Annotated in this window: 22 protein-coding genes and 2 pseudogenes; 13 read left to right on the plus strand and 11 right to left on the minus strand. The window is 65.0% G+C overall.

From position 1 onward, the window contains the following. Positions 1-164: 164 nt before the first annotated feature. Positions 165-1,142, minus strand: coding sequence for a zinc-dependent alcohol dehydrogenase family protein (locus tag K359_RS0110805; protein ID WP_029079356.1), 978 nt, complete (start codon positions 1,140-1,142; stop codon positions 165-167). Positions 1,143-1,267: 125 nt separating this feature from the next. On the opposite strand from K359_RS0110805, the gene K359_RS0110810 reads away from it, so the two are divergent. Both K359_RS0110810 and K359_RS0110815 read left to right on the plus strand, forming a co-directional pair. Then, the gene (locus tag K359_RS0110810) at positions 1,268-1,843 is read left to right on the plus strand and encodes a TetR/AcrR family transcriptional regulator (protein ID WP_029079357.1); all 576 of its coding nucleotides are present in this window, start codon (positions 1,268-1,270) and stop codon (positions 1,841-1,843) included. Positions 1,844-1,991: 148 nt separating this feature from the next. Beyond that, the gene (locus K359_RS0110815) at positions 1,992-2,348 is read left to right on the plus strand and encodes a hypothetical protein (protein WP_198031134.1); all 357 of its coding nucleotides are present in this window, start codon (positions 1,992-1,994) and stop codon (positions 2,346-2,348) included. A 35-nt stretch (positions 2,349-2,383) separates the two neighbouring features. On the opposite strand, the gene K359_RS0110820 is transcribed toward K359_RS0110815, so the two are convergent. The 5 genes and pseudogenes from K359_RS0110820 to K359_RS0110835 form a co-directional block, all read right to left on the minus strand. After that, on the minus strand, positions 2,384-4,459 hold the full coding sequence (locus K359_RS0110820; RefSeq protein WP_029079359.1) for a pyridoxamine 5'-phosphate oxidase family protein: 2,076 nt from the start codon (positions 4,457-4,459) through the stop codon (positions 2,384-2,386). A 61-nt stretch (positions 4,460-4,520) separates the two neighbouring features. Next, the gene (locus K359_RS0110825; RefSeq protein ID WP_029079360.1) at positions 4,521-5,138 is read right to left on the minus strand and encodes a glutathione S-transferase family protein; all 618 of its coding nucleotides are present in this window, start codon (positions 5,136-5,138) and stop codon (positions 4,521-4,523) included. Between the two features lie 234 nt (positions 5,139-5,372). Beyond that, the gene (locus K359_RS61165; RefSeq protein WP_156928449.1) at positions 5,373-5,786 is read right to left on the minus strand and encodes a Rieske (2Fe-2S) protein; all 414 of its coding nucleotides are present in this window, start codon (positions 5,784-5,786) and stop codon (positions 5,373-5,375) included. Between the two features lie 15 nt (positions 5,787-5,801). Next, positions 5,802-6,866 (minus strand): annotated as a pseudogene (locus K359_RS51670) (amidohydrolase family protein); the annotation flags it as partial. A 74-nt stretch (positions 6,867-6,940) separates the two neighbouring features. Next, entirely contained in the window at positions 6,941-8,005 is a 1,065-nt protein-coding gene (locus K359_RS0110835; protein WP_029079361.1) for an amidohydrolase family protein, read from the minus strand. 248 nt (positions 8,006-8,253) lie between these two features. On the opposite strand from K359_RS0110835, the pseudogene K359_RS51675 reads away from it, so the two are divergent. Next, positions 8,254-8,732, plus strand: a pseudogene (locus tag K359_RS51675) (hypothetical protein). Here K359_RS51675 and K359_RS0110845 read toward each other — a convergent pair. Continuing rightward, positions 8,729-9,442, minus strand: coding sequence for a DJ-1/PfpI family protein (locus tag K359_RS0110845; RefSeq protein ID WP_029079362.1), 714 nt, complete (start codon positions 9,440-9,442; stop codon positions 8,729-8,731). The pseudogene K359_RS51675 and the gene K359_RS0110845 overlap by 4 nt on opposite strands. A 64-nt stretch (positions 9,443-9,506) precedes the next feature. Between K359_RS0110845 and K359_RS0110850 the strand changes: the two genes are divergently transcribed. Further along, the gene (locus tag K359_RS0110850) at positions 9,507-10,502 is read left to right on the plus strand and encodes a GlxA family transcriptional regulator (RefSeq protein ID WP_029079363.1); all 996 of its coding nucleotides are present in this window, start codon (positions 9,507-9,509) and stop codon (positions 10,500-10,502) included. Between the two features lie 63 nt (positions 10,503-10,565). Here the strand turns inward: K359_RS0110850 and K359_RS0110855 are convergent, their stop codons facing one another. Beyond that, positions 10,566-11,114, minus strand: coding sequence for a carboxymuconolactone decarboxylase family protein (locus K359_RS0110855; RefSeq protein ID WP_029079364.1), 549 nt, complete (start codon positions 11,112-11,114; stop codon positions 10,566-10,568). A gap of 204 nt (positions 11,115-11,318) precedes the next feature. Beyond that, on the minus strand, positions 11,319-12,233 hold the full coding sequence (locus K359_RS0110860; protein ID WP_371261144.1) for a LysR family transcriptional regulator: 915 nt from the start codon (positions 12,231-12,233) through the stop codon (positions 11,319-11,321). Between the two features lie 117 nt (positions 12,234-12,350). Between K359_RS0110860 and K359_RS0110865 the strand changes: the two genes are divergently transcribed. From K359_RS0110865 to rnk, 3 genes are all read left to right on the plus strand, one after another. After that, entirely contained in the window at positions 12,351-12,917 is a 567-nt protein-coding gene (locus K359_RS0110865; protein ID WP_029079366.1) for a chromate transporter, read from the plus strand. Then, positions 12,914-13,444 carry a chromate transporter gene (locus K359_RS0110870; RefSeq protein WP_029079367.1) on the plus strand — a complete coding sequence of 177 codons (531 nt, stop codon included), beginning with the start codon at positions 12,914-12,916 and terminating at the stop codon, positions 13,442-13,444. The genes K359_RS0110865 and K359_RS0110870 overlap by 4 nt, the downstream gene beginning before the upstream one ends. Positions 13,445-13,754: 310 nt before the next feature. Beyond that, positions 13,755-14,174 (plus strand): nucleoside diphosphate kinase regulator, encoded by a 420-nt coding sequence (gene rnk / locus K359_RS0110875; protein WP_029079368.1) that lies wholly within the window; start codon positions 13,755-13,757, stop codon positions 14,172-14,174. Between the two features lie 276 nt (positions 14,175-14,450). On the opposite strand, the gene K359_RS0110880 is transcribed toward rnk, so the two are convergent. Both K359_RS0110880 and K359_RS0110885 read right to left on the minus strand, forming a co-directional pair. Beyond that, positions 14,451-14,645, minus strand: a complete 195-nt coding sequence (locus K359_RS0110880) for a hypothetical protein (protein WP_029079369.1) — start codon at positions 14,643-14,645, stop codon at positions 14,451-14,453. A gap of 137 nt (positions 14,646-14,782) precedes the next feature. Continuing rightward, positions 14,783-15,847: a ketopantoate reductase family protein gene (locus K359_RS0110885; protein WP_029079370.1), complete on the minus strand. Its 1,065-nt coding sequence runs from the start codon at positions 15,845-15,847 to the stop codon at positions 14,783-14,785. Positions 15,848-15,989: 142 nt separating this feature from the next. On the opposite strand from K359_RS0110885, the gene K359_RS0110890 reads away from it, so the two are divergent. The 6 genes from K359_RS0110890 to K359_RS0110915 all read left to right on the plus strand — a co-directional run bounded on the left by K359_RS0110890 (position 15,990) and on the right by K359_RS0110915 (position 22,714). Next, positions 15,990-17,309 (plus strand): TetR family transcriptional regulator, encoded by a 1,320-nt coding sequence (locus K359_RS0110890; protein ID WP_084518350.1) that lies wholly within the window; start codon positions 15,990-15,992, stop codon positions 17,307-17,309. A 304-nt stretch (positions 17,310-17,613) separates the two neighbouring features. Further along, positions 17,614-18,852, plus strand: coding sequence for a branched-chain amino acid ABC transporter substrate-binding protein (locus K359_RS0110895; RefSeq protein WP_029079372.1), 1,239 nt, complete (start codon positions 17,614-17,616; stop codon positions 18,850-18,852). 184 nt (positions 18,853-19,036) lie between these two features. Further along, complete coding sequence (locus K359_RS0110900) at positions 19,037-19,984, plus strand: branched-chain amino acid ABC transporter permease (protein WP_029079373.1); 948 nt, start codon at positions 19,037-19,039, stop codon at positions 19,982-19,984. Continuing rightward, positions 19,981-21,273 (plus strand): branched-chain amino acid ABC transporter permease, encoded by a 1,293-nt coding sequence (locus K359_RS0110905; protein WP_029079374.1) that lies wholly within the window; start codon positions 19,981-19,983, stop codon positions 21,271-21,273. The genes K359_RS0110900 and K359_RS0110905 overlap by 4 nt, the downstream gene beginning before the upstream one ends. Next, positions 21,270-22,019, plus strand: coding sequence for an ABC transporter ATP-binding protein (locus tag K359_RS0110910; RefSeq protein WP_029079375.1), 750 nt, complete (start codon positions 21,270-21,272; stop codon positions 22,017-22,019). Before K359_RS0110905 ends, K359_RS0110910 begins: the two co-directional genes overlap by 4 nt. Further along, positions 22,019-22,714 carry an ABC transporter ATP-binding protein gene (locus K359_RS0110915; RefSeq protein ID WP_029079376.1) on the plus strand — a complete coding sequence of 232 codons (696 nt, stop codon included), beginning with the start codon at positions 22,019-22,021 and terminating at the stop codon, positions 22,712-22,714. The genes K359_RS0110910 and K359_RS0110915 overlap by 1 nt, the downstream gene beginning before the upstream one ends. Positions 22,715-22,727: the final 13 nt, after the last annotated feature.

Genomic DNA, 22,727 nt, shown 5'->3' on the forward strand with positions numbered 1-22,727 from the left:
AGCGGTAAGCCGGCCGGGTCTCAAGATGCAATGGCAATGATGGCGCGGGCACGCCATCGCGTTCCGGTTATGGACGCGGCGGTCGGACGCTGGATACAGGCTTTGGCCGGATTGCTCTGCCCGGACAGTACATAAAATAGGCAGCCGATACCGGCCGCTAAAATCTAGTTGGGCGTGAAGATCACCTTGCCCTTGAATGCCGCGGCCTTGGCGATGGCTTCGGAGAATCCCTCGAGGCCGTAGGTCCCGACGACCGGCGCGCTGATCGCTCCGGACGCGACCATCGGCACGAGATGATCGTACATCGTGGCCAATGCCTTGTCCGTCGCGGTCTTGCCCCAATGTCCCAGCCAGAAGCCGCGCACCGACACTTCATTGAAGATCACGCTCAGGGCCGAACCTGAGAACGGCTGTCCGCTCATCGCGCTGTAGATGACCAGCACGCCCTTCGATGCCAGGCAGTTCATCAGGTTCAAGGCGGACGTGCCGCCGACGACGTCGAGCGCCAGCTGGATCGGCGCCCCACCGGTCTCCCTGGCGACGCGCTTGGCAAGGTCGGGCCCGTCGACCAGCACGATATCGCCGCCGATCGCCTTGACTTCATCCAAGACCTCTTCGCGCCGCACGACGTTGACCGTCTTGAGGCCGAGCGACTTGGCGATGCCGATCACGGCGCGCGCGGTCGCCGAGTTGGCGCCGTTCTGGATCACCCAGCCGCCGTGCGCGACTTTGACGAAATCGGTCAGCAGCAGATAGGCAGTGGCCGGATTGACCCCGATCATGGAGAGCTGCTGGACATCGGCGCTTTCGGGCAGCGGACGCTGCCACGACGCCGTGAACTTGACGCGTTCGGTCCAGGTCGGGATCGTGAACGGAATCAGCGTGCGGTCGCCCGCCCTGAGGTTCTTCACCTGCGATCCCGCGGCGATCACCCGCCCGACGCCCTCGATGCCGAGCGTGGCCGGCGGCGACGGAAGATAGCCGTAGCGTCCCGCCATGATCATGAAATCCGAGTTGTTGATCGGCGCCGCCTCGACGGCGACCACCACCTCGTTGGGGCCGGGGCTGCCCACATCAGCCACCTCGTTGAGCTTGACCACATCAGCAGGACGTCCGAACGCAACAACCTGAACCGCCTTCATGGCGCCATCTCCCGATTTCGTTATGTACTTGTAAGTACAGAATGAGGCTCGCGTCAATGGCTCGGACTGCTCTCACAGCAAGGTGAAGGCTTCACATCCGACGCGGGAGTACATAAAACAGCGGTATGGCAAGGCCGCGCAGCTTCGATCCGGACGATGTCCTGGAAATCGCCCGTCAGGTGTTCTGGCAGAAGGGGTTTCAGGCAACCTCGCTCGACGAGATCACGGCGGCGAGCGGCATCGCCAAGCCCAGCCTCTACGCGGCCTTCGGCGACAAGAGCGCGCTGTTCCTGAGGGTGCTCGACCGCTACCACGACGGCATTCTGGGCTGGGGCGAGCGCACCCTGGCGCAGCCGGGGCCCGCGCGCGAGACCATCAGGCAGTGGCTCACCGGGTTCATCCCCTATTGCTCGGGCGAGAAGGGACAGCACGGCTGCCTGTCGATCAATTCCGCGACCGACGGCTCGCTCGATCAGGCCGAGGTCCGCAAGAGCATCGAGCGCTACAACAGGCGGCTCGAAGAGCTGTTGCGCACGCGGCTGCGCGCCGATCGCACCCAGTTCAGGAAGGGCTTTGACCCCGACGTCACCGCGCACACGATCATGGTGGTGCATGCCGGCCTGCTGGCGCTCGCGCACCAGCGGCCGGAGTCGAAACAGGTGAAGGCCGTGATCGACCAGGTGATGGGCCTGCTCGCCTGACTTTGACGACCCCCGGCCTTGCCGGATAGCACGCCGCGCGCGCCCTCGCATGAATGTGAATATATGACACTCATAATCTTATTGATGTAGAGCTTCCGATGACCATGTCCGGATTGGCTGCCTTGGGCTTTCCGGATCTGGGGATCAGATGGACAAACCGTTCTTGCGTGCGACGCTTCTTGTATTCACCGCGCTGCTGGCGCTGCCAGCGTTCGGTCCGGCTCTAGCCCATGATCACCAGCATCCCGAGCTGAACGGCTGGTATGAGAGCCTGCAAAGCGGCAAGGGACCCTGCTGCGACGGCAGCGACGCGCGACGCGTCGACGATGCCGATTGGGACACCAAGGACGGCCACTATCGTGTGCGCCTCGAGGGTGAGTGGGTCGACGTTCCCGACGACGCCGTGGTTACCGGACCGAACCGCGCCGGCCGCACCATGGTCTGGCCGTATTATTTGGATGGCCACCCGCGACCGCGCTGCTTCATGCCGGGCAGCATGGGCTAAGCAACGGCGCTGCGCAGATCGGCGAGGGCCGCTGATCAGAGATCGAGCTGGATCCGGTCCTCGCCGTCGGCCTCCGGCTTCGCCGGCACGGCGCAGCAGATCAGCACCTCGTCGGCGGCCACCTCAGCGCTGGGCTCTTTCACATAAGTGACCGCACCTGCCAGCAATCGGGTTCGGCAGGTTCCGCAATTGCCTTCGCGGCAACTGAACGCGGGGCTGAGACCGCGCTCTTCCGCCAGTTCGAGCAGCGTTCCCGACTCCGGCGTCCAGCGCGCCTCCTTCAGCGATGCGGTGAAGGCGACCGGGACCGGCGTGGTTGCGGGCGGCCGGCGCGGCGGTGCCGCGGTGACCACGTCCGGCTTCCGCACCAACGACGACGGACCGAACGCCTCCGCGTGTATCCTGCCGTCGGCAATGTTGTAGCCGCGCAGGGCGTCATAGAGCGATTGCGTGAACTGCGGCGGTCCGCACAGATAGAAGTCATAGTCGTTGAACGGCAGCACGCGCGACAGCAGCGCCATGTCGATCCGCCCCGCGGCGTCGTAATCCGTGCCCTGCTCGGCGCCATCGACGTCACCGAGCACGCGCATGATCCGCACGGCGCCGCCGGCGGCCTCAGCCAGTTGCCGCAATTCGTCGCCGAACGCGCGGTCCTGCTTCGTATGTGCGGCCTGGAACACGTAAGTCGGCCGGACGCCGCGGGTGCGCAGGCCCTCGTAGACCACGTGGCGCAGCATCGCGAGCATCGGCGTGATGCCGACGCCGCCGGCAAGCAGCACCGCGGGGCGCTTCTCGCGCGCATCGATCGTGAAGCCGCCGCCCGGCGCGCGCGCTTCGATGATGTCGCCGACATGGACGTGGTCGTGGAGATGCTGCGACACCAGGCCGTCGCGCTTCACGCTGATGCGGTACATGCCGTCCGACGGCGCGACCGACAGCGTGTAGGTGCGGATGACAGGCTTGTCCGTCCCCGGGATCGAGAGGCGGACCGGCAGATGCTGTCCGGCTTGGTGCGGAAGCAGCCCTGCCCCGTCGTCCGGCTGCAGGTGAAACGAGCGGATCGATCGGCTCTCGTCGACGATCTTGCTGACCTTGAATGGGCGCCACTGCGTCGCAAGCTCGGCCGCGCGGATGCGGTCAGCGGCCTGCGCCCAGTCGCCGGTCATCAACGCATTCGGCGACCAGCCGTCCGCCCGGAGCGCCCAGCGCAGCGGCAGTGCGCCGCGCCGGCGCACGACACGGCGGGCGCGGAAGCGCCAGAGCCGTTCGGCGCCCTGGAACGCCGCGATCTCCGGCGAGTCCAGGATCACCTCGGCGTCGCCGCTCAGCTGCAGCAGGTCGCCGGTTTCGAAATTGGCAAACACCAGCCCGGCCTTGCCGTTGAGGTGGATGTTGCCGAGCGTGTTGAAGAACAGATTGCCGGCGAAATCGGGAATCGTCAGCGTGCCGTCGTCGCCAACCCGCACGAAGCCCGCTCTGCCGCCGCGATGCGAGACGTCCACCTGGCGACGGTCCTCGCGCTCGGCATAGGACGCCACGAAGAACGTGTCGGCCGCCTTGATCATGTCGCGCGCGGCCTGATCGAGCGTCGCGCTCCGCTCGATCTCTCCGGTGAACGGCTGATCCGGCTCGCGCACGAAGCGGAAATCGCGCAGCTGGATGTACTGCGGACAATTGCCGAAGCTCTGATCGAGTTCGAAGTTGAGCACCTTGCCCGACGATGCACCAAGCAACCCGTTGGCACGGTTGCGGCGCCGCGTGTGCAACTCGATCCCCAGCAATCCGATCGCGTCGCCGTCGCGCATGCCCTCGCTGACGGGATCGCTGGGGTCGGGCCGCGCATCGATCTGGAGGCTGTGCGGCGTCGGCGAGGCGATGAAGCCGGGCCGGCCGGCGAGCAGCGAGGCCCATGCATCGCCGCTGCGGTCGACGCTGCCGACGACGATGAAGGGAATTTGCGCGAAGAACTCGCGGTGCTGATCGGGCATGAAGTCCCGCACCGCGCGCTGGCCGACGGCCTCCATCTTCTCGGCGACGCCGACCTTCTGCTGGATCGCCTTCTCGCCGGCATGCCAGACAGCCAGCTTGTTCTTGGTTCGCCTGTCGCTCATCTCGCAGCCCTCCCCTTCGGGGGTTGGACGGGCGCGCCCGAAGGCACGCCCGGTCGGCACGTTACGCTGCCGTAGCCAGACCGACGCGGGTCTTGGCGAACGGCACGAAGCCCGGCAGCGCCTCGATCCGGCGCAGCAGCGCGTTAACGCGCGAGTAGGCGGAGAGATCGACATTGCCCTCGGGCGCGCTCGACAGATAGCTGTAGAGCGCGACATCGGCGATCGTCGGCCCTGTGCCGACCAGCCAGTCGCGACCCGCGAGATGCGCCTCGAGCCGCTTCAGCAGGAGGTGGGCGCGGGCGATCACGTCGTCCGGATTGTGCTTGGCACCGAACACGGTGATGAGCCGCGCCGCAGCAGGCCCGAACGCGAGGTCGCCGGCGGCGACCGACAGCCAGCGCTGCACGGCGGCGGCGCCCTTTGCATCCTGCGGCAGCCAGTCGGTGCGGCCGAGCTTGGTCGCGAGGTAGACCAGGATCGCGTTGGAATCGGCAATGATGGTGCCGTCATCGTCCAGCACCGGCACCTGGCCGAACGGATTGAGCGCGAGGTATTCCGGCGTCTTCTGCGCGGCGGACTTGAGGTCGACCTCGACCAGCTCGTGCGGAATGCCCAGCAGGGAAATGAAGAGACGGGCGCGATGCGCGTGGCCGGAAAGAGCAAAGTGATAGAGCTTCATGATGCCGTTCCTGATGTCGTGGACGGGATCCATTCCCGACCGCCTCCTCAAGGTGGCCCATTGCACGTCACATTATAATCGCCGACAACGGCACTTCATTATTGCAAATAGTGCAACGATCTCATTTCTCGCCATGGCCGGGCCGTCCCGGCCACCCACGTCTTTTCCATCAACCAAGCAAAGACGTGGATGCCCGGCACAACGCCGGGCGTGACGGTTTCGTGGCGGCGGCCCTTACACCTCGACGATCACGTAATTGTCTTCGATGTGCACCGGGAACGTCTCGGCCACATACGGCCCTTTCTGCAACTCCGCGCCGCTTTCGACCGCGACCGGATAGGAGCGGATCTTGAACCGTTTCGGATCGAACCAGGACTGGCCGTTGCGCATGTCGAATTCCCAGCCGTGCCACGGACAGCGCAGCATCTCGCCGACGCGGTCGCGCTGATAGATGCCGGGCTCGGGCGAGGTCAGCCGCGCGACGCAGGCCGCTTTCTCGAGCGGCGCGCCCTCATGCGGGCAGCGATTGAGCAACGCGAAGAACTCGCCATTGACGTGGAACACGACGATATCGCGGCCCTCAAGGCCGAACACCTTGTTGCCGCCGGCGGGGATTTCGCTGGTGCGCGCGACGATGTGGCGGGCCATGATCCTAGAACTTGTATCGGCCTCCGTCAGCGGTGTCTTGAAGGCGTAGCGCGCGTCGTCATAGTCCCAGTGCGGATAGTCCGACGAGAACAGCAGCCGGTCGATGCCGACCCATTCGATCAGCTGGCGCAGATGCCTTGCTTCATCCGGTTCGTCGATCGGCTGGGTGGTGAACCAGAAATGCTCCTTCACATATTCGCTCGGCTTGCGCTTGAGGTGCGGCACCTCGCTGCGGAAGCGCTCGAAATGCTGGTCCATCCGCCACATCGTCGCGGGGATCCAGCCGAAGCCGCCCTCGATGAACACGATCTTCAGCTTCGGGAAGCGCTCGGGAACACCTTCGAGCACCAAGCTCGTGAGGTTCGAGGCCACCGTGTGCGCGTTCGACTGATGCTCCTCGCAATAATAGGACGGCCAGCCGCCGCCGGTCGGCGCGTGCCCGCCATAGCCGCCGACATGGATGCCGAGCGGCAGATCGAGCTCTTGCGCGCGTTGATAGATCGGCCAGTAGCGGCGGCGGCCGAGCGGCTCGTTGGCGCGCGGCGAGACGTTGATCTGGATGTATTCGCCTGATTTGGCGCAGCGCTCGATCTCGGCGAGGCCGAGGTCGGAGCCATCCTGCCCGACCAGGATCGAGGCCTTTAGCCTGGGATCGCGATGCGCCCAGAAGGCGAGCTGCCAATCGTTGATAGCGCGCTGGATCGCGGCGCCGAATTCCAGATTCTGCTGCGAGAAGATGAAGAGGTCTAGCACCTGCAGAATCCCGAACTCGACGTCGAAGGGATCGAGGTGCTGCTTGCGCATGAAATCGAGATCGGAGCCGGGCACGCCGCCGGTCGGCGGCCAGGCGTCGCGCCGCGCGATCAGCGGCGAGGAGCGCGGATACGGCGTGGTGCCGATATAGGGCGTGCGCAGATGGCTACCATATTCCTTCAGATGCTGCTGCCAGCGCTTTGGCAGGAACTCGTTGAGGTCGCTGTGCGCGTGGATGCTCGGATGAATGTCGCAATCGATGATCTTCAGCCGCGTCGCGGCGGTGGTCTCCTGGTCGAGCATCGGGCGGTCGATGACATCACTCATGCGATCCTCCTTTTTGTTTGGCGCATGATCTTATCGGAAAACCGGTTCCCACTTTTCCGGATCATGCGCGCGAACTAGGAATCGAGCTTCAGGCGCGGAAAGGTCTCCAGCGGATTATCCTCGCACATCCGCTTGACGATACTGTCAGGCAGATATCGCGGGATCGGATCGTCGCCGTCGAACTGCCAGTGCGGATAGTCGGACGCGAACAGGAACATCTTGTCGGAGCCGATCTGGTCGATCACATCGGCAACGCCGGTCGCATCCGGCGGGCCATCGAACGGCTGCATGGTGACGCGGAAATGATCGCGGATGATCGCGGCCGGCTCGCGCTCGACCCACGGCACCTCGACACGCACGCCGCGCCAGGTCTTGTTGGCGCGCCACATGAACGCCGGCAGCCAGCTGACGCCGGACTCCATCAGCACCACAGTCAATCCCGGATACTTCCCGAACACGCCCTCATAGATCAGGCTCAGCGCCTGCGCCTGGAACGCCTGCGCTTCCGCGAGATAATATTCGTAGCGATAGGACGGCCAGCCGATCGAGCTCGGCGCGCCCCGGTAAGCGCTGCCGGCGTGGATCGCGATCGGCAATCTGTACTTCTCCGCGGCCTGATAGATCGGCCAGTAATGCCGCCGACCGAGCAGCGTCTCGCCCTGCGACGGCACCAGCACGGAGACGAAGCGATGATCGCCGGCCCTGCGCTCGATCTCCTCGACCGCAAGGTCCGGCGCCTGGATCGGCACCACGATCGAGGCGCGCAGCCGCGTGTCCCTGGCGAGCCACTCGGCGGCGATCCAGTCGTTGATCGCCTTGCAGAAGTCTGCCGCCATGTAGGAATCGAACACCGCCTGCGCGCCATAGACGACGTTGCAGATGGCGTGGCTGGCGCCGAGCTGATCGAACGCGCCGCGCTGCACCATGGAGAGATCGCTGCCGGGCTTGCTTCCGTCGGAAGGCCGCCAGTCGGCGCGGCCGGACAGCGGCATCGACGGCGGATAGGAATTGAGGTCGAGCCCGTCGATGGCGCGGCTGACGACCTGTTCCTTCCAGTGATCGCTGAGATAAGGCAGCAGCGTGGTGCGCGTTCCTCCCACCGCGGGATGGATGTCGCAGTCGATGCGCGTGGCCGCCATAGCGTTCCTCGGATTGTCTTTGTCTTCATTGTTGGCGGCATCGCTGGCCGCAGAGCGGACTGTGCCGCCGATGGCGCGATCGTGCAAGCCGATCCGCGCGGGGCCGCCCTGCCCTGTGCGCGCAACCGGCGCCTCACGCGAAGTTGCAGGATGGCCGGTGAATGGCGTCACCCATTGTGGCCGCAAGGCGTGCTAGCGATTCCGCGCCGCGGAAGGCGCAGCGACAGGAGACAGGAATGAGGCTTGGAATGAGACTTGGCCGATTGACGATCCTCGCATGTTCATTGTCGCTGGCCGCGTCCGCCGCAGCGGCCGCGCCCGCCACGGCGTCCGGCTCGGTCGCGCTGGCGCTCGCCGGCGTGGTGGCGCCCTATTCGCCGCTGCTGCCTGCGGAGAAGGCGGCGGTCGCCGCGTTCTTCAACGGCGACGGCAATGTCCCCGCCACGAAGAAGATCATCGTCACCGCAGACAAGGTGGTCTGCCGCGCCAGCAATGTCGACATCACCTCGCGCTCCTGCGAACTGACCTTCGGCAGCAAGACCCACACCGTGAAGGGAAGCGCAGCCAACGCGATCTTCGCGACCGAAGCGCTCGCCGGCTGCCGCCCGACGGCGCCGCCGGCACGATCTACGAGGCGCTGTCAAAGCTGTCCTGCACGCTCGATCCCGCCGTGATCAAGGGCAAGGCCGGCGGCGGCGCCGACTGCAGCTTCGAGCCGGGGAATTAGTTTCCTCCAACGACAACACCCAGCCTTGCAGCCACACGGCGTGCGGTCTCTTCCCGCTGCGCCGTGATCGCACGCGTCGCCTGGCGCGTCTGCTGCAGGATCTCAGGTGGCGCGGTCTCCGGCGTGCCGCAGTCGAACGGCGGCTCCGGCGCATAGGCCATATAGAGCTGGATCGCCCGCGCGGCATCGTCGCCGCGCAATTCGGCCGCCAGCCGCAACGCGCCATCGATGCCCGCGGTGACGCCGGCGGCGAAGACATAGCTTCCGTCCACCACCACGCGCTCGTTCACGGGCATAGCGCCGAAGAACGGCAGCAGATGAAACGACGCCCAATGCGTCGTCGCCCTGCGTCCCCTGAGAAGCCCGGCCGCGCCGCAGATCAGGGCCCCCGTGCAGACCGAAAAGATGCGGCATGCCCCTGCCGCCTGCGCGCGGATCCAGTCGAGAACCTCGGCGTCCTCCATCAGCGCCTCCTGACCGAAGCCGCCAGGCACGTGCAGCACATCGAGCGGCGGCGCATCGGCAAGCGTAGCGTCCGGCGTCAGCCGCAATCCCTTGATGTCGCGCACCGGCTCCAAAGTCTTGCCGTAGATGCGGTAGGTCGAATTCGGAATCCGCGACAGCACCTCGAACGGCCCGGTCAAATCGATTTGATCGACGCCTTCGAACAGGAGCGATCCGATCCGCAAGTGGACATCGTGAGCAATCATCGAACTTCCCTCGAACTTCTCTTGCGCTATGGACAAAGCGAATCTAGCGCGGCAGGTTTCGGCGATGACGCCAAAGCCCCCACATTTTCCGCCAAAAGCAAGACGCCCGATCGAAGTGCTGGCTTATCCGGCGGTGCAACTCCTCGACGTCACCGGGCCGCTGCAGGTGTTCGCGTCCGTCAACGCGCTGATGGCCAAGGCGGGCAACGCCGAGCCCTATGAAGTCCGCGTTGTCGGCAAGGACGGTCCCACCGTCGAAGCATCGGCCGGCGTCGGCGTTGCGGTGCATCCGCTTTCCGCGATCGATACCGCCGTCGACACGCTGGTGATTCCGGGCGGCGACGGCGTCAACGCCGCAACGGCGGATGCCGTGCTGGTCGACTGGGTGCGCAGACGCACCACGCAAGCGCGCCGCACCGCGTCGGTCTGCACCGGCGCGTTCCTGCTCGCCGCAACAGGCGCCCTCGACGGGCGACGCGCCGCGACCCATTGGCAATTTTGCGCAGAACTCGCCGAGCGCTTTCCCGCTGTCCGCGTCGAGCCCGACCCGATCTTCGTGCGCGATGGATCGTTCTGGACCTCGGCGGGCGTCACGTCGGGGATCGACCTCGCGCTGGCGCTGGTGGAGGAAGATCTCGGCCGCGCGACGGCACTCGCCGTCGCGCGCTATCTCGTGGTGTTCTTCAAGCGGCCGGGTGGGCAGGCACAGTTCAGCGAACTATTGTCGCTGCAAGCAACCGACGACAGGTTCAGCGCATTGCACGACTGGATCGGCAACCATCTGGCCGATGACCTCTCGCTTGCAACGCTCGCCAGGCAGGCCGGCATGAGCGAGCGCAGCTTCAGCCGGCACTATGCCGATGCGACCGGGTTGACGCCGGCGCGCGCGATCGAGCGGTTGCGGGTCGAGGGGGCGCGGCATCTGCTCTCGGAGACGCAGCTGCCGATCAAACGGATTTCACAGCGCTGCGGTTTCGGATCGGAGGAGACGATGCGCCGCAGCTTTATGCGATTGCTGGCCACCACGCCGCAGGACTACCGCGCCAGATTTGCGCGCTAGCGATCATAGAAGCGCGCCGGCCTCACAGCCGGCGTGCGTTGATTGACGGCAGACGAGATCGGCTCAGCCATTCCAGGCATGCGCCTGCAATGCGGCCTCCAGCGGCGGGTTGGTCACGCTGCCGGTGTAGTTGGTGATGGTCGATGCCGCCACGATGGTAATCACTTCAAGCACGAGGTCCTTGTAGAACCCGGCCGCCAGGAATCGCTCGATCTCCTCATCGTCGAGCCGCCCGCGCTTTTCGATCAGCGACCTCGCCAGCGTCGAGAGTGCACCGAGTGTTTTGTCGGCAGGCGAGCGGCCGGCGCGCATCGCCTCGACATCGGCCGGGGCAAGACCGGCCTGCAACCCGAGCGCGGAATGCAGCGCGACCGCCCAGGTGCAGCCATTGGTCACCGCGTCGGTGAGCAGCACGGTCTGGATCTGCTGCTCGGTGAAGCTGCCGCTGTGAACCTTGTCGAAGATGCCGATGAAGCTCTGGATGAGCACGGGCGACGTTGCCATCGCCGCCGCAAGGTTGGGGATTATGCCAAACCGCGCCTCGACGTCGCGCAACGCGGGTCTGGAGGCTTCAGGCGCGGAGTCGCGCGTATGGACCGGAAAACGTGCCATCGGAATTGCCTTTCGCTGTGTTGATTGAACCCGAGCCTCGGCGTGCAACCGAGCTGTTGCGACCAGCGTACGGGCAACCGGGTTCGATGCAGGCTATCTAGCGTTGCCCGGACGCGAGCGTTCGCCAAACACCCCACGTTCCGCGCCATTCAGGCGACATTGCTGGGCCCGCGCTAACGTTCGGCACCATCACGCAGGCCTGCGTCAAACCCCGGCGCGATCCCTCACCCGCCGCGTGACAATGCCGAGCAGGCGACCCAGCGTGCCGCCGGCGGGCCCCTTCTTGCGGGCCAGCGCCAGCGGCGCAACGAGACCCGCGGCACGATCGAGGCGGAGATAGGACACGCCTGCGGTCTCCAGCCGCGCCATCGATTCCGGCACGATCGAAATCCCGAGCCCCGCCGCGACGAGGCTGAGCGTCGACACCATCCGCGTCGCCTCCTGCGCCACCTTCGGGCTGAAGCCCGCCGCGCGGCAGGCGGCGATGATGCTGTCGTAGAGACCCGGCCCGGTCGGGCGGCGGTAGAGGATCAGCGGCTCGTCGGCGAGCGAGGCCAGCGCAATCCGGCGGCGCGTGTCCTTGCGGGCGCGCGGATGGTGGTCGGGCAGCGCGACCAGCATCTCCTCATCGAGCAGATGGGTGATCGTCAAATTCTCCAGCCGCTCGCTCGGCGAGCGCACGAAAGCCGCATCGAGACGGTCGGCCTCGACGGCCTCGATCAGCTCGCCGGTCGAGGCCTCCTCGAGCGAGAGCGTGATCGCCGGCGCACGCTCGCGCATTTCACGCATCACGCCGGTGACGAAGGGATGGAAGGCGGCCGAAGAGGTGAAGCCGATCGCAAGCTGGCCTTCCTGGCCGCGGCTCGCCCGCCGCGCGGCCTCCACGGCGAGGTCGGCGTCGCGCAAGATCGCGCGCGCCTTGTCGACGAAGGCGCGGCCGGCGGCGGTCAGCTCGACCCCGCGCGGCTGCCGGCGAAACAGCGGCGCGCCGATCGCGGTCTCCAGCGCGCGGATCTGCTGGCTCAGCGGCGGCTGCTGGATGCCGAGCCGCGCGGCGGCGCGGGTGATGTGACCTTCCTCGGCCACCGCGACGGCATAGCGGAGATGGCGCAGCTCGATCATTGGATGAATCCATATCTGGAATATATGACAATTACCTGATCCATATATTTGATATTTGGGGCATCGCAAACTAGGTTCGGATCGAACACGACAAGAAACGGAGCCGACGCGCCGATGGATGCAGCACCCGCCACCCTCTCCACCAAGCACGAGGCGCCCGATGTCGGCGAGTTGTTCACGGGCTTCTTCATCCTCGGCCTGACCGGCTTCGGCGGCGTGCTGCCGCTGGCGCGGCACATGATGGTGGAGAAGCGCGGCTGGCTCTCCAGCGCCGAGTTCACCGACCTGCTCGGGCTCTGCCAATTCCTGCCCGGCGGCAACATCATCAACATGTCGGTTGCGGTGGGCTTGAAGTTTCGCGGCATTCCCGGCGCGTTGGCGTCGATCCTCGGCCTGATCGCGGTGCCGACCGCGGTCGTGATCGGCCTCGGCGTGATCTATGGCCGCTTCGCGAACGATCCCGTGGTCCGCCATCTGTTCGGCGGCCTGGCTGCTGCCGCGGCCGGGCTCCTGATCTCGACCGCGATCAAGATCGCCTGGCCGGTGCGGCGTGATGTCCTCGGCCTGCTCATCGGCGCGCTCTGCGTGCTCGCGATCGCGGTGTTGAGGCTGCCGCTGCTGCCGACGCTGCTGACGCTCGCGCCGCTCAGCATCTTTCTGCGATCGAGGCAGGCGTCATGAGCGGAACCCTTGTCACCCTCGCACTGATCTTTGCCCAGCTCTCGCTGCTCGCCTTTGGCGGCGGCAACACCGTCCTGCCGGAGATGCAGCGTCAGGTGGTCGACATCCATCACTGGATGACGGCGCAGGAATTCGGCGCGCTGTTCGCGCTGGCACAGGCCGCACCGGGGCCGAACATGATGGTGGTCCCGCTGGTGGGCTGGCATGTCGCCGGCTTCTCCGGCGTGCTGGTGACCTCGCTCGCCAAGTTCGGACCGTCGTCGCTGGTCACCGGATTCGCGCTGCGGCTCTGGGAGCGCTTCAAGGACCGGCCGTGGCGACGCACCGTGCAGGCCGGGCTCGTGCCCGTCACCGCCGGCCTCGTCACCGCGAGCGCCATCGTCATCACCCACACCTCGGTCTCAGGCTGGGGCACGGCCCTGATCGCGGCTCTGGTCGCCATCGCCACGACGACGACCCGCATCCATCCGCTGCTCGCGCTCGCCGTTGGTGCTGTGCTCGGCCTCACCGGCATCGGCCAGCCCTGACGCCTGGCTCGTTGCGGCGATAGCGCGACGTTCCCCGCGGCACGTGCGCGCATTCGCCGCAATGGATGCGGCGCGACGTAGCGCTATGTTGATCGTGCCATGATCGACATGTTGAGCATCGACACCCGCGTTGCGCGCCTCGGATTGCGCGCCGGACGTCTGCACGCAGGCAATTAGCCGGCCGGCGATTGCGCGCCGTCCGGATTCTCAGCGTCACCCAAAAATCATAACGTCATCAAAATCATTTCGGTCCGTCGCGTCGCGCGAGGCATCTGCGCGCGCCCCCGATCAACCGCAAGGTCAAGCCAACATGACCAGAACCATTCACACTAGCTTTACCGCCCCTGCGTTGCCGCCGATCGTGATCACCGCGAGCGAGGCGCATCGCCTCAGCGTGCTGGCCGATTCCAGCATGGCGGTGTTTCCCAGCGTGGCCGAGTTCCTCGCGCGCGAGACCGACCGGGCGCAGCTCGTCGCCGATGATGCCGAGTTGCCGGACGTGGTCCGCATGGGCTCGCTCGTGCGTTATCGCGACGACGAGACCGGCGACGTCAGGGAGGTCGTGCTGGTGTACCCGCACGAGGCCGACATCGCGCTGCGACGCATTTCGGTGCTGACGCCGGTCGGCGCCGCGTTGATCGGGCTCTCGGTCGGACAAACCATCGATTTTCAGACACCGAGCCACCAGACGCGTTCGGTGACGATTTTGGCCGTGAGGCATCAGGGCTAGCGGCGCGGCTTCGCCGCATTCCCCGTAAGGGAGCCACCAGCGGTAGGGTTCCCTCTCCCCTTGCGGGAGAGGGTTAGGGAGAGGGGTGCCACACGGCACACTCTCTCCGAATTTCGCTGCGGCGACAGGCGAACGCAGTTGCGCGGTTAGTGCCCTCGTCAATCATCTCGCCCGGGGCCACCCCTCTCCCCACCCTCCCCCGCAAGGGGGGAGGGAGCCTGAGAGCTCTGCTCACCTCACGAGAATGGCGCGATACGCCAGCGCATCGCGTGCTACTCACGCCGCGAGGTGGCACTGGCCCATCTCGAGACCGTGCCGGCGGCCGCGTGCGATGCCTTCGGCGATCGCTTTCACGACGATCTCGGCCGTGTCAGGCGAAAGCTGATCGAGCGGCTGCCAGGCGCGCATGATGTCGCGCGCGCGGTCGAGGTCGCCGTAGATTGCAAGGAGAGGAAGCGATTTGATCGTCATGTCCGTGGCTCCCAACCGCAACTGCGCGAGCCTACCTCAGCTGGATCGGCCGAGCCATGCGTTTGGGAACCGCGTTTTACGTTTTGCCGATCGCCGGTGCATGGCGAGGGCGCCATCGCCCCCGCCATTGATGCGCGTCACTCCGCGCCGGAGCCGCCCTGCACGATCTTCTCGTTCAGCTTCTGATCGACTGTCTCGACCGTGCGGTCGATCTCGGCGCTGGGCTTGCCGAGCTGGTGCGAGATCAGCTTCACCAGGAGGTCGACGCGCTCGATGAACGGCGCGCCGGCGGCGACCGCGCGGGCCGCCGAGGACGGCTTGAGCAGGCTTTCCGCCGCCTTGGCGTATTTCGCGAACGGCACCTGGTCAGCAGGATCGGCGCCGAGCTGGCGCGCGATCGAATCGACATGGTCGTAGATCGCCTGCGAGCGCGTCAGGTCGCCGTGCACGGCGTCGCGGATCGATTGCGGCTCCTTCGGCGTGATGCAGCGATAATTGCCGGTCAGCAGCATCGACCATTTCGCCAGCGGCACGAACAGCGACGAGAACACTTTCAGCTTCACCGGCACGTCCTGGCCGTCGAGCGTGACCGCGTCGATGTCGGCTTCGAGTTCGCGCAGCACCTTGTTGTGCTTGTCGTCAGCGAAGGCGGAGGCCTTGAAGTTGGTCGGCAGGCCGACATGCAGCACGTTGGCCTTCTCTTCCGGCGGACGGAAGGCCTGCGGATCCGGCGAGCACAGCGTCACCAGTCCCGGCTCGAAGCGCTCCCACACCTGCGCATTGGTGTAGGCCTCCTCGAGGTCCATGCCGGCGAGCGCGGGAATCCGCTTCAGATACGGCAGCGGCGGCATGTTCATGATCGACAGGCAGGGCAGCTTCGCCGCCGCGATCTTGATCATCAGCACGCGAACCGTGTGGTTGGTGTATTGCGGCTCCTGCATCGCGAGCCCTACCATGTCGTAGCGCGACACATCGACATCGGCTGGTGTCACGGCGTCGAGCTTGCCCGGCAGATCGCGCGAGAAGATCGAGCGGTGCTCCTTTTCGTCGCGCAGCTTGATCCGGACCTCGGTGCCGTCGCGGTTGATCAGGTCGGCCGTGTTCTTCCGGCACACCAGGGTCACATTGTGACCCGCCATCAGAAGCTTGGTCCCCAGCAGGGAGCCGTAGGAAGCTCCCAGGATCAGAATGTTGCGCGCCATGCTCTCTCCAAAAGCCTCTTTCTAAAGCCTTGCCCCGAAGCTGCGACCTGACCGACGTCAGGTCGATTACCGGCCGTCCCGCATCCATGGAACGATGCCCGCCAACCTATTCACCAGATAGGAAAGACCGCTGGTGTATGGTATGCCACCGTCTATCGCAGATCGACAAGCTGCTGCCAAGGGGATTATCTCGCGAGCGGATTTTCGTTCCGCCGATCAGGAAGGGCATTGGAGCTTGCAAGTCGCCGCCGACCCGATGGATCGAGCTGAAGAAATCCTCGTCTCAGCTTCCCGGCTGTTTGCTCGCCACTCCTACGCGAACGTGACGATGGAGCAGGTCGCGGCCTCTGTTCGGGCCGTGCCGGGCGCGCTGTACCATTATTTCCGCGACAAGGAAGATCTGATCTTTCACTGCTATCTGCGCGGCCTTGCGATCTATCGGCACGAAATGGAAGCGGCGGTCGAACCCGGTATCGATGGGCTTGAGATCGTCAGGCGCTTCGTGCGCGGCAGGCTGCGGCCGGAAGGCCGGCGCATGATCCTGTTCACCGATATCGATGCGCTTGCTGCGCCCTACAGCAACGAAGTCCATGCCAAGCGCTGGCAGAATGCGGCGCTACTGGCGGACATTCTGGACCGCGGCGTGGCGGACGGCTCGATCACCTGCGACGAACCGCTCCTCACCGCGGTGGCGCTTATCTCCATCCTGGACTGGGTTCCGTTCTGGCTGTCCGAACGCGACTACTACACGCGCCAACAGGCGATCGATGCTATCGACGACATCATCACGCACGGAGTTTACCGGCGCGAGATCGCTGTTCCCGACATGCCCGAACCGCTCAGCCTTGCCCCATTCCTCGAAGCTCGCGCGGGGATGAATAAGCGGGCCGCAAAGTTCGACCGGATGCTTTCGATTGCCTCTGACAGCTTTAATCGAAGGGGCGCGTCGGGCACGTCGCTTGAGAGCATCGCTGTGGATGCGGGCATGACCCGCGCCGGCATCTACTATCATTTCAGTGAAAAGGAGAGCCTGTTGCTGGCTTGCCTGCGACGAGGGCTCGCCGGCGAGATCAGCATTCGCGAGCATCTGCAAGACCAGAACCTCGGCGCGTTCGATCACACCGTACAGAGAATCCGCCTGTTGCTCATGCTGCACGACACCCCCTGCGGCCCAAAGACGACCTACCACAACATCAACTATCTCAACGAAATTGACCGGAAAGCCTATGTCAAACAGGTGCTGGCGACGATCCGGCAAGACCAGAACAGCTATCAGCGCTGGATCGACGAGGGCCGCTTCCGCCGCATCGATACGTACTTCGCCGAGCGTATTCTAACCGGAATGGGCCATTGGTATCCGATCTGGTTCAAGACCAGGCGCGACTGGTCTCCCGCGCAGATTGCCGATCATTTCGCGCGACTATTCCTCGCGGGCCTCAAGCCGCGCCGGCATCCGGCCTGAACCATTAATTCGCGGCCCGCGGCTATAGCGCTGCTGGAATATGGGCTCGCTTCATGCGAGCCTACGACCACGTCGGGTCCAAAGGGCGAGCCTGCGCATCGGCGCGGACTCTCATCCAAAAGTTTACTGGTTATTCAAAATGGCGCCGGATTCCGCAAGCTTATAGCCTATAACATTATAATACCTCCCGCTGAAACTTGACGCCATATTCAATGTGGAAGTTGCGAAGGTCCGGCAATTGAGGTTATGAGACGGCCTCGATCGCTGAAGATCAATTAGAAACAAGAGCCAGGGAGAGACCAGGATGCATAAGCTGATCGTTGCCGCCGCGGCAGCGCTGACGGTGCTGGGCAGCGCGGCGTCCGCGCAGGAAACCATCAAGATCGGCTACATCGATCCGCTCTCCGGCGGCGGTGCGAGCGTTGGTGAAGGCGGCCTGAAGACGTTTCAGTACCTCGCCGACGAGTTGAACGCCAAGGGCGGCATCCTTGGCCACAAGGTCGAGATCGTTCCGCTCGACAACAAGACCAATCCGCAGGAAAGCCTGGTGCAGGCGCAGAAGGCGGTCGACGCCGGCATCCGCTACATCACCCAGGGCAACGGCTCGTCGGTGGGTGCGGCGCTGGAGGATTTCGTCACCAAGAACAATTCGCGCAACCCCGGCAAGGAAGTGCTCTACTTCAACTATGCCGCGGTCGATCCGGCCATGACCAACGAGAAGTGCAGCTATTGGCACTTCCGCTGGGATGCGAACTCGGACATCAAGATGGAAGCGCTGACCAACTACATGAAGGGCCTGCCCTCCATCAAGAAGGTCTACCTGATCAACATGGACTATTCGTTCGGCCAGGCGGTGCGATCACAGGCGCGCAAGATGCTGGGTGAAAAGCGGCCGGATATCGAGCTCGTCGGCGACGAATTGCACCCGATGCTCAAGGTCACCGACTTCTCGCCCTATATCGCCAAGATCAAGGCGTCCGGCGCCGACAGCGTCGTGACCGGCAACTGGGGACAGGACTTCGCGCTGCTACTGAAGGCAGCTGCCGACGCCGGCCTCAAGGTCAACTGGTACACCTACTATGCCGGCGGCGCCGGCGGACCGACCGCGATCAAGCAGACCGGCCTCGAGAACCAGGTGTTCCAGATCAGCGAAGGCGTCCCGAACTCCGGCAACAAGGCGGCGATGGATTTCGAGAAGGACTTCCGCGCCAAGACCGGCATTTCCGTGTGGTATCCGCGCGCGGTCAATGAGATGCGGATGTTCAAGGCGGCCGCCGAGAAGGCCAATTCGATCGACCCGGTGAAGGTCGCGGCGGCGCTCGAGGGCATGAAGTTCGACGTGTTCGACGGCGGCGACGGCTTTATGCGCAAGGACGACCACCAGTTCTTCCAGCCGATCTACATCTCCTCGTTCGGCTCGCTGGCCGACAAGGCCAAGGAGCCGTATGACGAGGAAAACACCGGCTGGGGCTGGCGCATTGTCTCCAAGATTGACACCGCGCAGACGATGCTTCCGACCACCTGCAATATGAAGCGGCCCTGATCGGCTATTTCAGTCATTCCGGGATGGTGCGTAAGCACCAGACCGCAGGTGCGCAATTGCGCACCAGGGAATCTCGAGATTCCGGGTTCGCTCGCTAACGCGAGCGCCCCGGAATGACACGCAGTTCATTTCGTTCGACAGGTGTTTGATCACGTGAAGCGTTCGAGTTTTCAGCGGGTGCACCATGGCTGAACTGATCGTCATCTCGACGCTCAACGGCGTCTTGTTCGGCATGCTGTTGTTCCTGCTGTCCAGCGGGCTCACCGTCATCTTCAGCATGATGGGCGTGCTCAATTTCGCGCATGCGAGCTTCTACATGCTCGGCGCGTTCTTCGGCTTTCAGCTCACCCGCTGGATCGGATTCTGGCCGGCGCTGGTGATTGCACCGCTCTTGGTCGGCGTGGTCGGCATGGGCGTCGAGCGCTACGGCCTGCGCAACACCCACAAGCATGGCCATGTCGCCGAGCTGCTTTTGACCTTCGGCCTCGCCTTCGCCATCGAAGAGATTGTCTCGATGATCTGGGGCAAGAGTCCAGTCGACTACCGGGTCCCGGCGGCGCTCGACTTCCCCGCCTTCACCGTATTCTCCACCAACTACCCCGCTTACAAGATCTTCATGCTCGTGGTGTCGGTCGTGATCTTCATCGCGCTCCTGGTCACGCTGAAGAAGACACGGGTCGGCCTTATCGTGCAGGCCGCGCTGACCCATCCGAGCATGGTCGGCCATCTCGGCCACAATGTCGGGCGCATCTTCATGCTGGTGTTCGGCGTCGGCAGCGCGCTCGCCGGCCTCGCCGGCGTCATCGCCGGTCCCTCGCTGGTGACGCAGTCTGATATGGCCGCGCTGCTCGGCCCGATCCTGTTCGTCGTCATCGTGTTCGGGGGCCTTGGCTCGTTGCCCGGCGCCTTCATCGCTTCGCTGTTGATTGGTTTGATCCAGACCTTCGCGGTCGCGCTGAACGGTTCGCTCGCCAGCGTGTTCGGCCCGCTCGACCCGAGCCTTGGCGCCTCACCGCTGACCGACATCTGGAACGTCACGATCGCGCAGATCGCGCCGATCCTGCCCTATGTGCTGCTGGTGCTGGTCCTGATCTTCCGCCCCATGGGCCTATTGGGGACGCGCGAGTCATGACGAACGCTGTAACCCCCGCTCCCGCCGTTGCCAAGCAAGAGTCCAGTGGCGCCCTCGGCTTCTATGGCGTCTGGCTGCTCGCCGCCATCGCCCTCGTCGTGCTGCCGCTGATCTTCTCCTCCGGCGGTTCGCTGACCTCGTTCAGCCTGATCGGCATCGCGATCATCTTCGCGCTGTCCTACAACATTTTGCTCGGCCAGACCGGGCTGCTGTCGTTCGGACACGCCGTTCAGTACGGCCTCGGCGGCTTCCTCGCGGTCCACGCCATGAATGCGGTTGCCAGCCACAACTGGCCGATCCCGCTGCCGGTGATCCCGCTGATCGGCGGCATCGGCGGCATGGCCTTCGCATTGCTGGTCGGCTGGGTGATGACCAAGCGCGCCGGCACGGTGTTTGCGATGATCTCGCTCGGCATCGGCGAGCTGGTCGCCTCGTCGTCGCTGATCCTGCGCAGCGTTTTCGGCGGCGAATCCGGCATCACCACCGACCGCACCGCCTTGACGCCGATGTTCGGCTGGACCTTCGGGCCGCAGATTCAGGTCTACTATCTGATCGCGTTCTGGGTGCTGGCCTCGGCGATCGCGATGTACGCGCTGACCCGCACGCCGTTGGGGCGCATCTGCAACGCGGTGCGCGACAATCCGGAGCGCGTCCAGTTCATCGGCTACGATCCGCATGTGGTGCGTTATCTCGCCTACATGTTCGCGGGCTTCTTCGCCGGCATCGCCGGCGGGCTCGCCGCGATCAATTTCGAGATCGCCAACTCCGCCTATCTCGGCGCGACGCAATCGGGCCTGGTGCTGTTTGCCGCGTTCATCGGCGGCACCGCCTATTTCTTCGGTCCGATCCTCGGCGCCATCCTGGTGACCTATCTGCAGCTCGGGCTGAGCAACGTCACCTCGGTCTGGCAGCTCTATTTCGGCATTATCTTCATCGTCATCGTGATGTTCGCGCCGGGCGGCATCGCCGGCATTTTGATGAAGCACCGTCCGCTGATCCGCGCCGGCACCCTTGGCACCGTGATCCCGTCCTACCTGGTCGCGGTGATCCCGACACTCGCGCTGGTGCTCGGTATCATCCTGACCATCGAAACCGTCGCCCGTTTCGCGAGCGGCGACGCGATCAACCTTCTGGGCATTGCCTTTGTCCCGACCGCGCCGACGACCTGGGCGGCCGCCGCGGTTCTGGTGGTCGGCGGCTTCCTGGTCGCGCGCATCACCTGGCGGCGCGTCGCGGAAGCCTGGGATCGCGCCGCGACGGTGGCCCGTGATCGGGGGTATCTGGCATGACCGCTGCCATCCAAGTCAACGCCGTCGAGAAGAGCTTCGGCAATGTCGCCATCATCCGCGATCTCAATTTGAGCGTCGCCAAGGGTGAGCGCCACGCCATCATCGGCCCGAACGGCGCCGGCAAGTCGACGACGTTCAACCTGATCAGCGGCCACATCAAGCCGACCTCGGGCGAGATCCGGCTCAACGGCGAGGTGACCTCGGGCTTGCGGCCGTTCGAGATCAACCGGCGCGGGCTGTCGCGCTCGTTCCAGGTCACCAACGTGTTCGCCCGCATGACGGTGTGGGAGAACGTCCGCTGCGCCGTGCTGTGGGCGACCGGCCACCGCTACGCGTTCTGGAAGAACGTCGACAAGCTGCCCGAGGTGAGACAGCGCACCGCGCAGATCCTCGACGACATCCATCTCAGCCATCGCCGCGACGTGCCGGCGGGCCTGCTCACCTACGCCGAGCAGCGCGAGCTCGAGATCGGCATCACGATCGCCGGCGGCGCCAGCGTCATCATGCTGGACGAGCCGACCGCGGGCATGAGCCACGCCGAGACCGAGCGCGCCGTCGCGCTGATCCGCCGCCTCACCGAAGGACGCACGCTCGTCATCGTCGAGCACGACATGAGCGTGGTGTTCGGCCTCGCCGACCGCATCTCGGTTTTGGTCTACGGCCACATCATCGCCTCCGGCACCCCTGAGGAGATCCGCGGCAACCCGAAGGTCAAGGAAGCCTATCTCGGCGAGGAGGTCGACTGATGCTCGAGGTCAGGAATCTCCACGCTTATTACGGCAAGAGCCACATCCTGCAGGGCGTCGATCTCGACATCGCAGCCGGCGAGGTGGTCAGCCTGTTGGGGCGCAACGGCGTCGGCCGCTCCACCACCGTCAAGGCGATCATGGGCGAGGTGCCGCCGCAGGGCACCATCCGCTTCAAGGGCCAGGACATCGCGGGTCTGCCGAGCCACAAGATCGCCCGCCTCGGGCTCGGCTATGTGCCGGAGCATCGCGACATCTTTCCGGGCCTGACGGTGCGCCAGAACCTGATCCTCGGCATCAAGGACCCGCGCCGCCCCGGCAAGTGGCGGCTGCAGGAAATGCTCGACATGTTTCCCAACCTCGCCGCGCGCGCCGACACGCCGGCGGGCGTGCTGTCGGGCGGCGAGAAGCAGATGCTGACCACCTGCCGCACGCTGCTCGGCGATCCCGAGTTGATGATGATCGACGAGCCGACCGAAGGGCTGGCGCCGCTGATCGTGCAGCAGGTCGGCGAGCTGATCGCACGGATCGCGAAAGCCGGCGTCGCGATCCTTTTGGTCGAGCAGAAGCTCTCGATCGCGATGAAGATCTCGAACCGGGTCTACATCATGGGCCACGGCCGCGTAGTGTTCGAAGGCACGCCAGAGCAGCTGAAGAACAACGCCGCCATTCGCGAGGAATGGCTGGAGGTGTGAGGTTGGCACTTGG

The sequence above is a fragment of the Bradyrhizobium sp. th-b2 genome (assembly GCF_000426785.1).
Taxonomy (GTDB): domain Bacteria; phylum Pseudomonadota; class Alphaproteobacteria; order Rhizobiales; family Xanthobacteraceae; genus Bradyrhizobium; species Bradyrhizobium septentrionale.

Bases quoted from the DNA above. Each gene is read 5' to 3' on its own strand.
- K359_RS0110805 (WP_029079356.1), bottom strand. From the start codon at position 1,142: ATGAAGGCGGTTCAGGTTGTTGCGTTCGGACGTCCTGCTGATGTGGTC.
- K359_RS0110810 (WP_029079357.1), top strand. From the start codon at position 1,268: ATGGCAAGGCCGCGCAGCTTCGATCCGGACGATGTCCTGGAAATCGCC.
- K359_RS0110815 (WP_198031134.1), top strand. From the start codon at position 1,992: ATGGACAAACCGTTCTTGCGTGCGACGCTTCTTGTATTCACCGCGCTG.
- K359_RS0110820 (WP_029079359.1), bottom strand. From the start codon at position 4,459: ATGAGCGACAGGCGAACCAAGAACAAGCTGGCTGTCTGGCATGCCGGC.
- K359_RS0110825 (WP_029079360.1), bottom strand. From the start codon at position 5,138: ATGAAGCTCTATCACTTTGCTCTTTCCGGCCACGCGCATCGCGCCCGT.
- K359_RS61165 (WP_156928449.1), bottom strand. From the start codon at position 5,786: ATGGCCCGCCACATCGTCGCGCGCACCAGCGAAATCCCCGCCGGCGGC.
- K359_RS0110835 (WP_029079361.1), bottom strand. From the start codon at position 8,005: ATGGCGGCCACGCGCATCGACTGCGACATCCATCCCGCGGTGGGAGGA.
- K359_RS0110845 (WP_029079362.1), bottom strand. From the start codon at position 9,442: ATGATTGCTCACGATGTCCACTTGCGGATCGGATCGCTCCTGTTCGAA.
- K359_RS0110850 (WP_029079363.1), top strand. From the start codon at position 9,507: ATGACGCCAAAGCCCCCACATTTTCCGCCAAAAGCAAGACGCCCGATC.
- K359_RS0110855 (WP_029079364.1), bottom strand. From the start codon at position 11,114: ATGGCACGTTTTCCGGTCCATACGCGCGACTCCGCGCCTGAAGCCTCC.
- K359_RS0110865 (WP_029079366.1), top strand. From the start codon at position 12,351: ATGGATGCAGCACCCGCCACCCTCTCCACCAAGCACGAGGCGCCCGAT.
- K359_RS0110870 (WP_029079367.1), top strand. From the start codon at position 12,914: ATGAGCGGAACCCTTGTCACCCTCGCACTGATCTTTGCCCAGCTCTCG.
- rnk (WP_029079368.1), top strand. From the start codon at position 13,755: ATGACCAGAACCATTCACACTAGCTTTACCGCCCCTGCGTTGCCGCCG.
- K359_RS0110880 (WP_029079369.1), bottom strand. From the start codon at position 14,645: ATGACGATCAAATCGCTTCCTCTCCTTGCAATCTACGGCGACCTCGAC.
- K359_RS0110885 (WP_029079370.1), bottom strand. From the start codon at position 15,847: ATGGCGCGCAACATTCTGATCCTGGGAGCTTCCTACGGCTCCCTGCTG.
- K359_RS0110890 (WP_084518350.1), top strand. From the start codon at position 15,990: ATGCCACCGTCTATCGCAGATCGACAAGCTGCTGCCAAGGGGATTATC.
- K359_RS0110895 (WP_029079372.1), top strand. From the start codon at position 17,614: ATGCATAAGCTGATCGTTGCCGCCGCGGCAGCGCTGACGGTGCTGGGC.
- K359_RS0110900 (WP_029079373.1), top strand. From the start codon at position 19,037: ATGGCTGAACTGATCGTCATCTCGACGCTCAACGGCGTCTTGTTCGGC.
- K359_RS0110905 (WP_029079374.1), top strand. From the start codon at position 19,981: ATGACGAACGCTGTAACCCCCGCTCCCGCCGTTGCCAAGCAAGAGTCC.
- K359_RS0110910 (WP_029079375.1), top strand. From the start codon at position 21,270: ATGACCGCTGCCATCCAAGTCAACGCCGTCGAGAAGAGCTTCGGCAAT.
- K359_RS0110915 (WP_029079376.1), top strand. From the start codon at position 22,019: ATGCTCGAGGTCAGGAATCTCCACGCTTATTACGGCAAGAGCCACATC.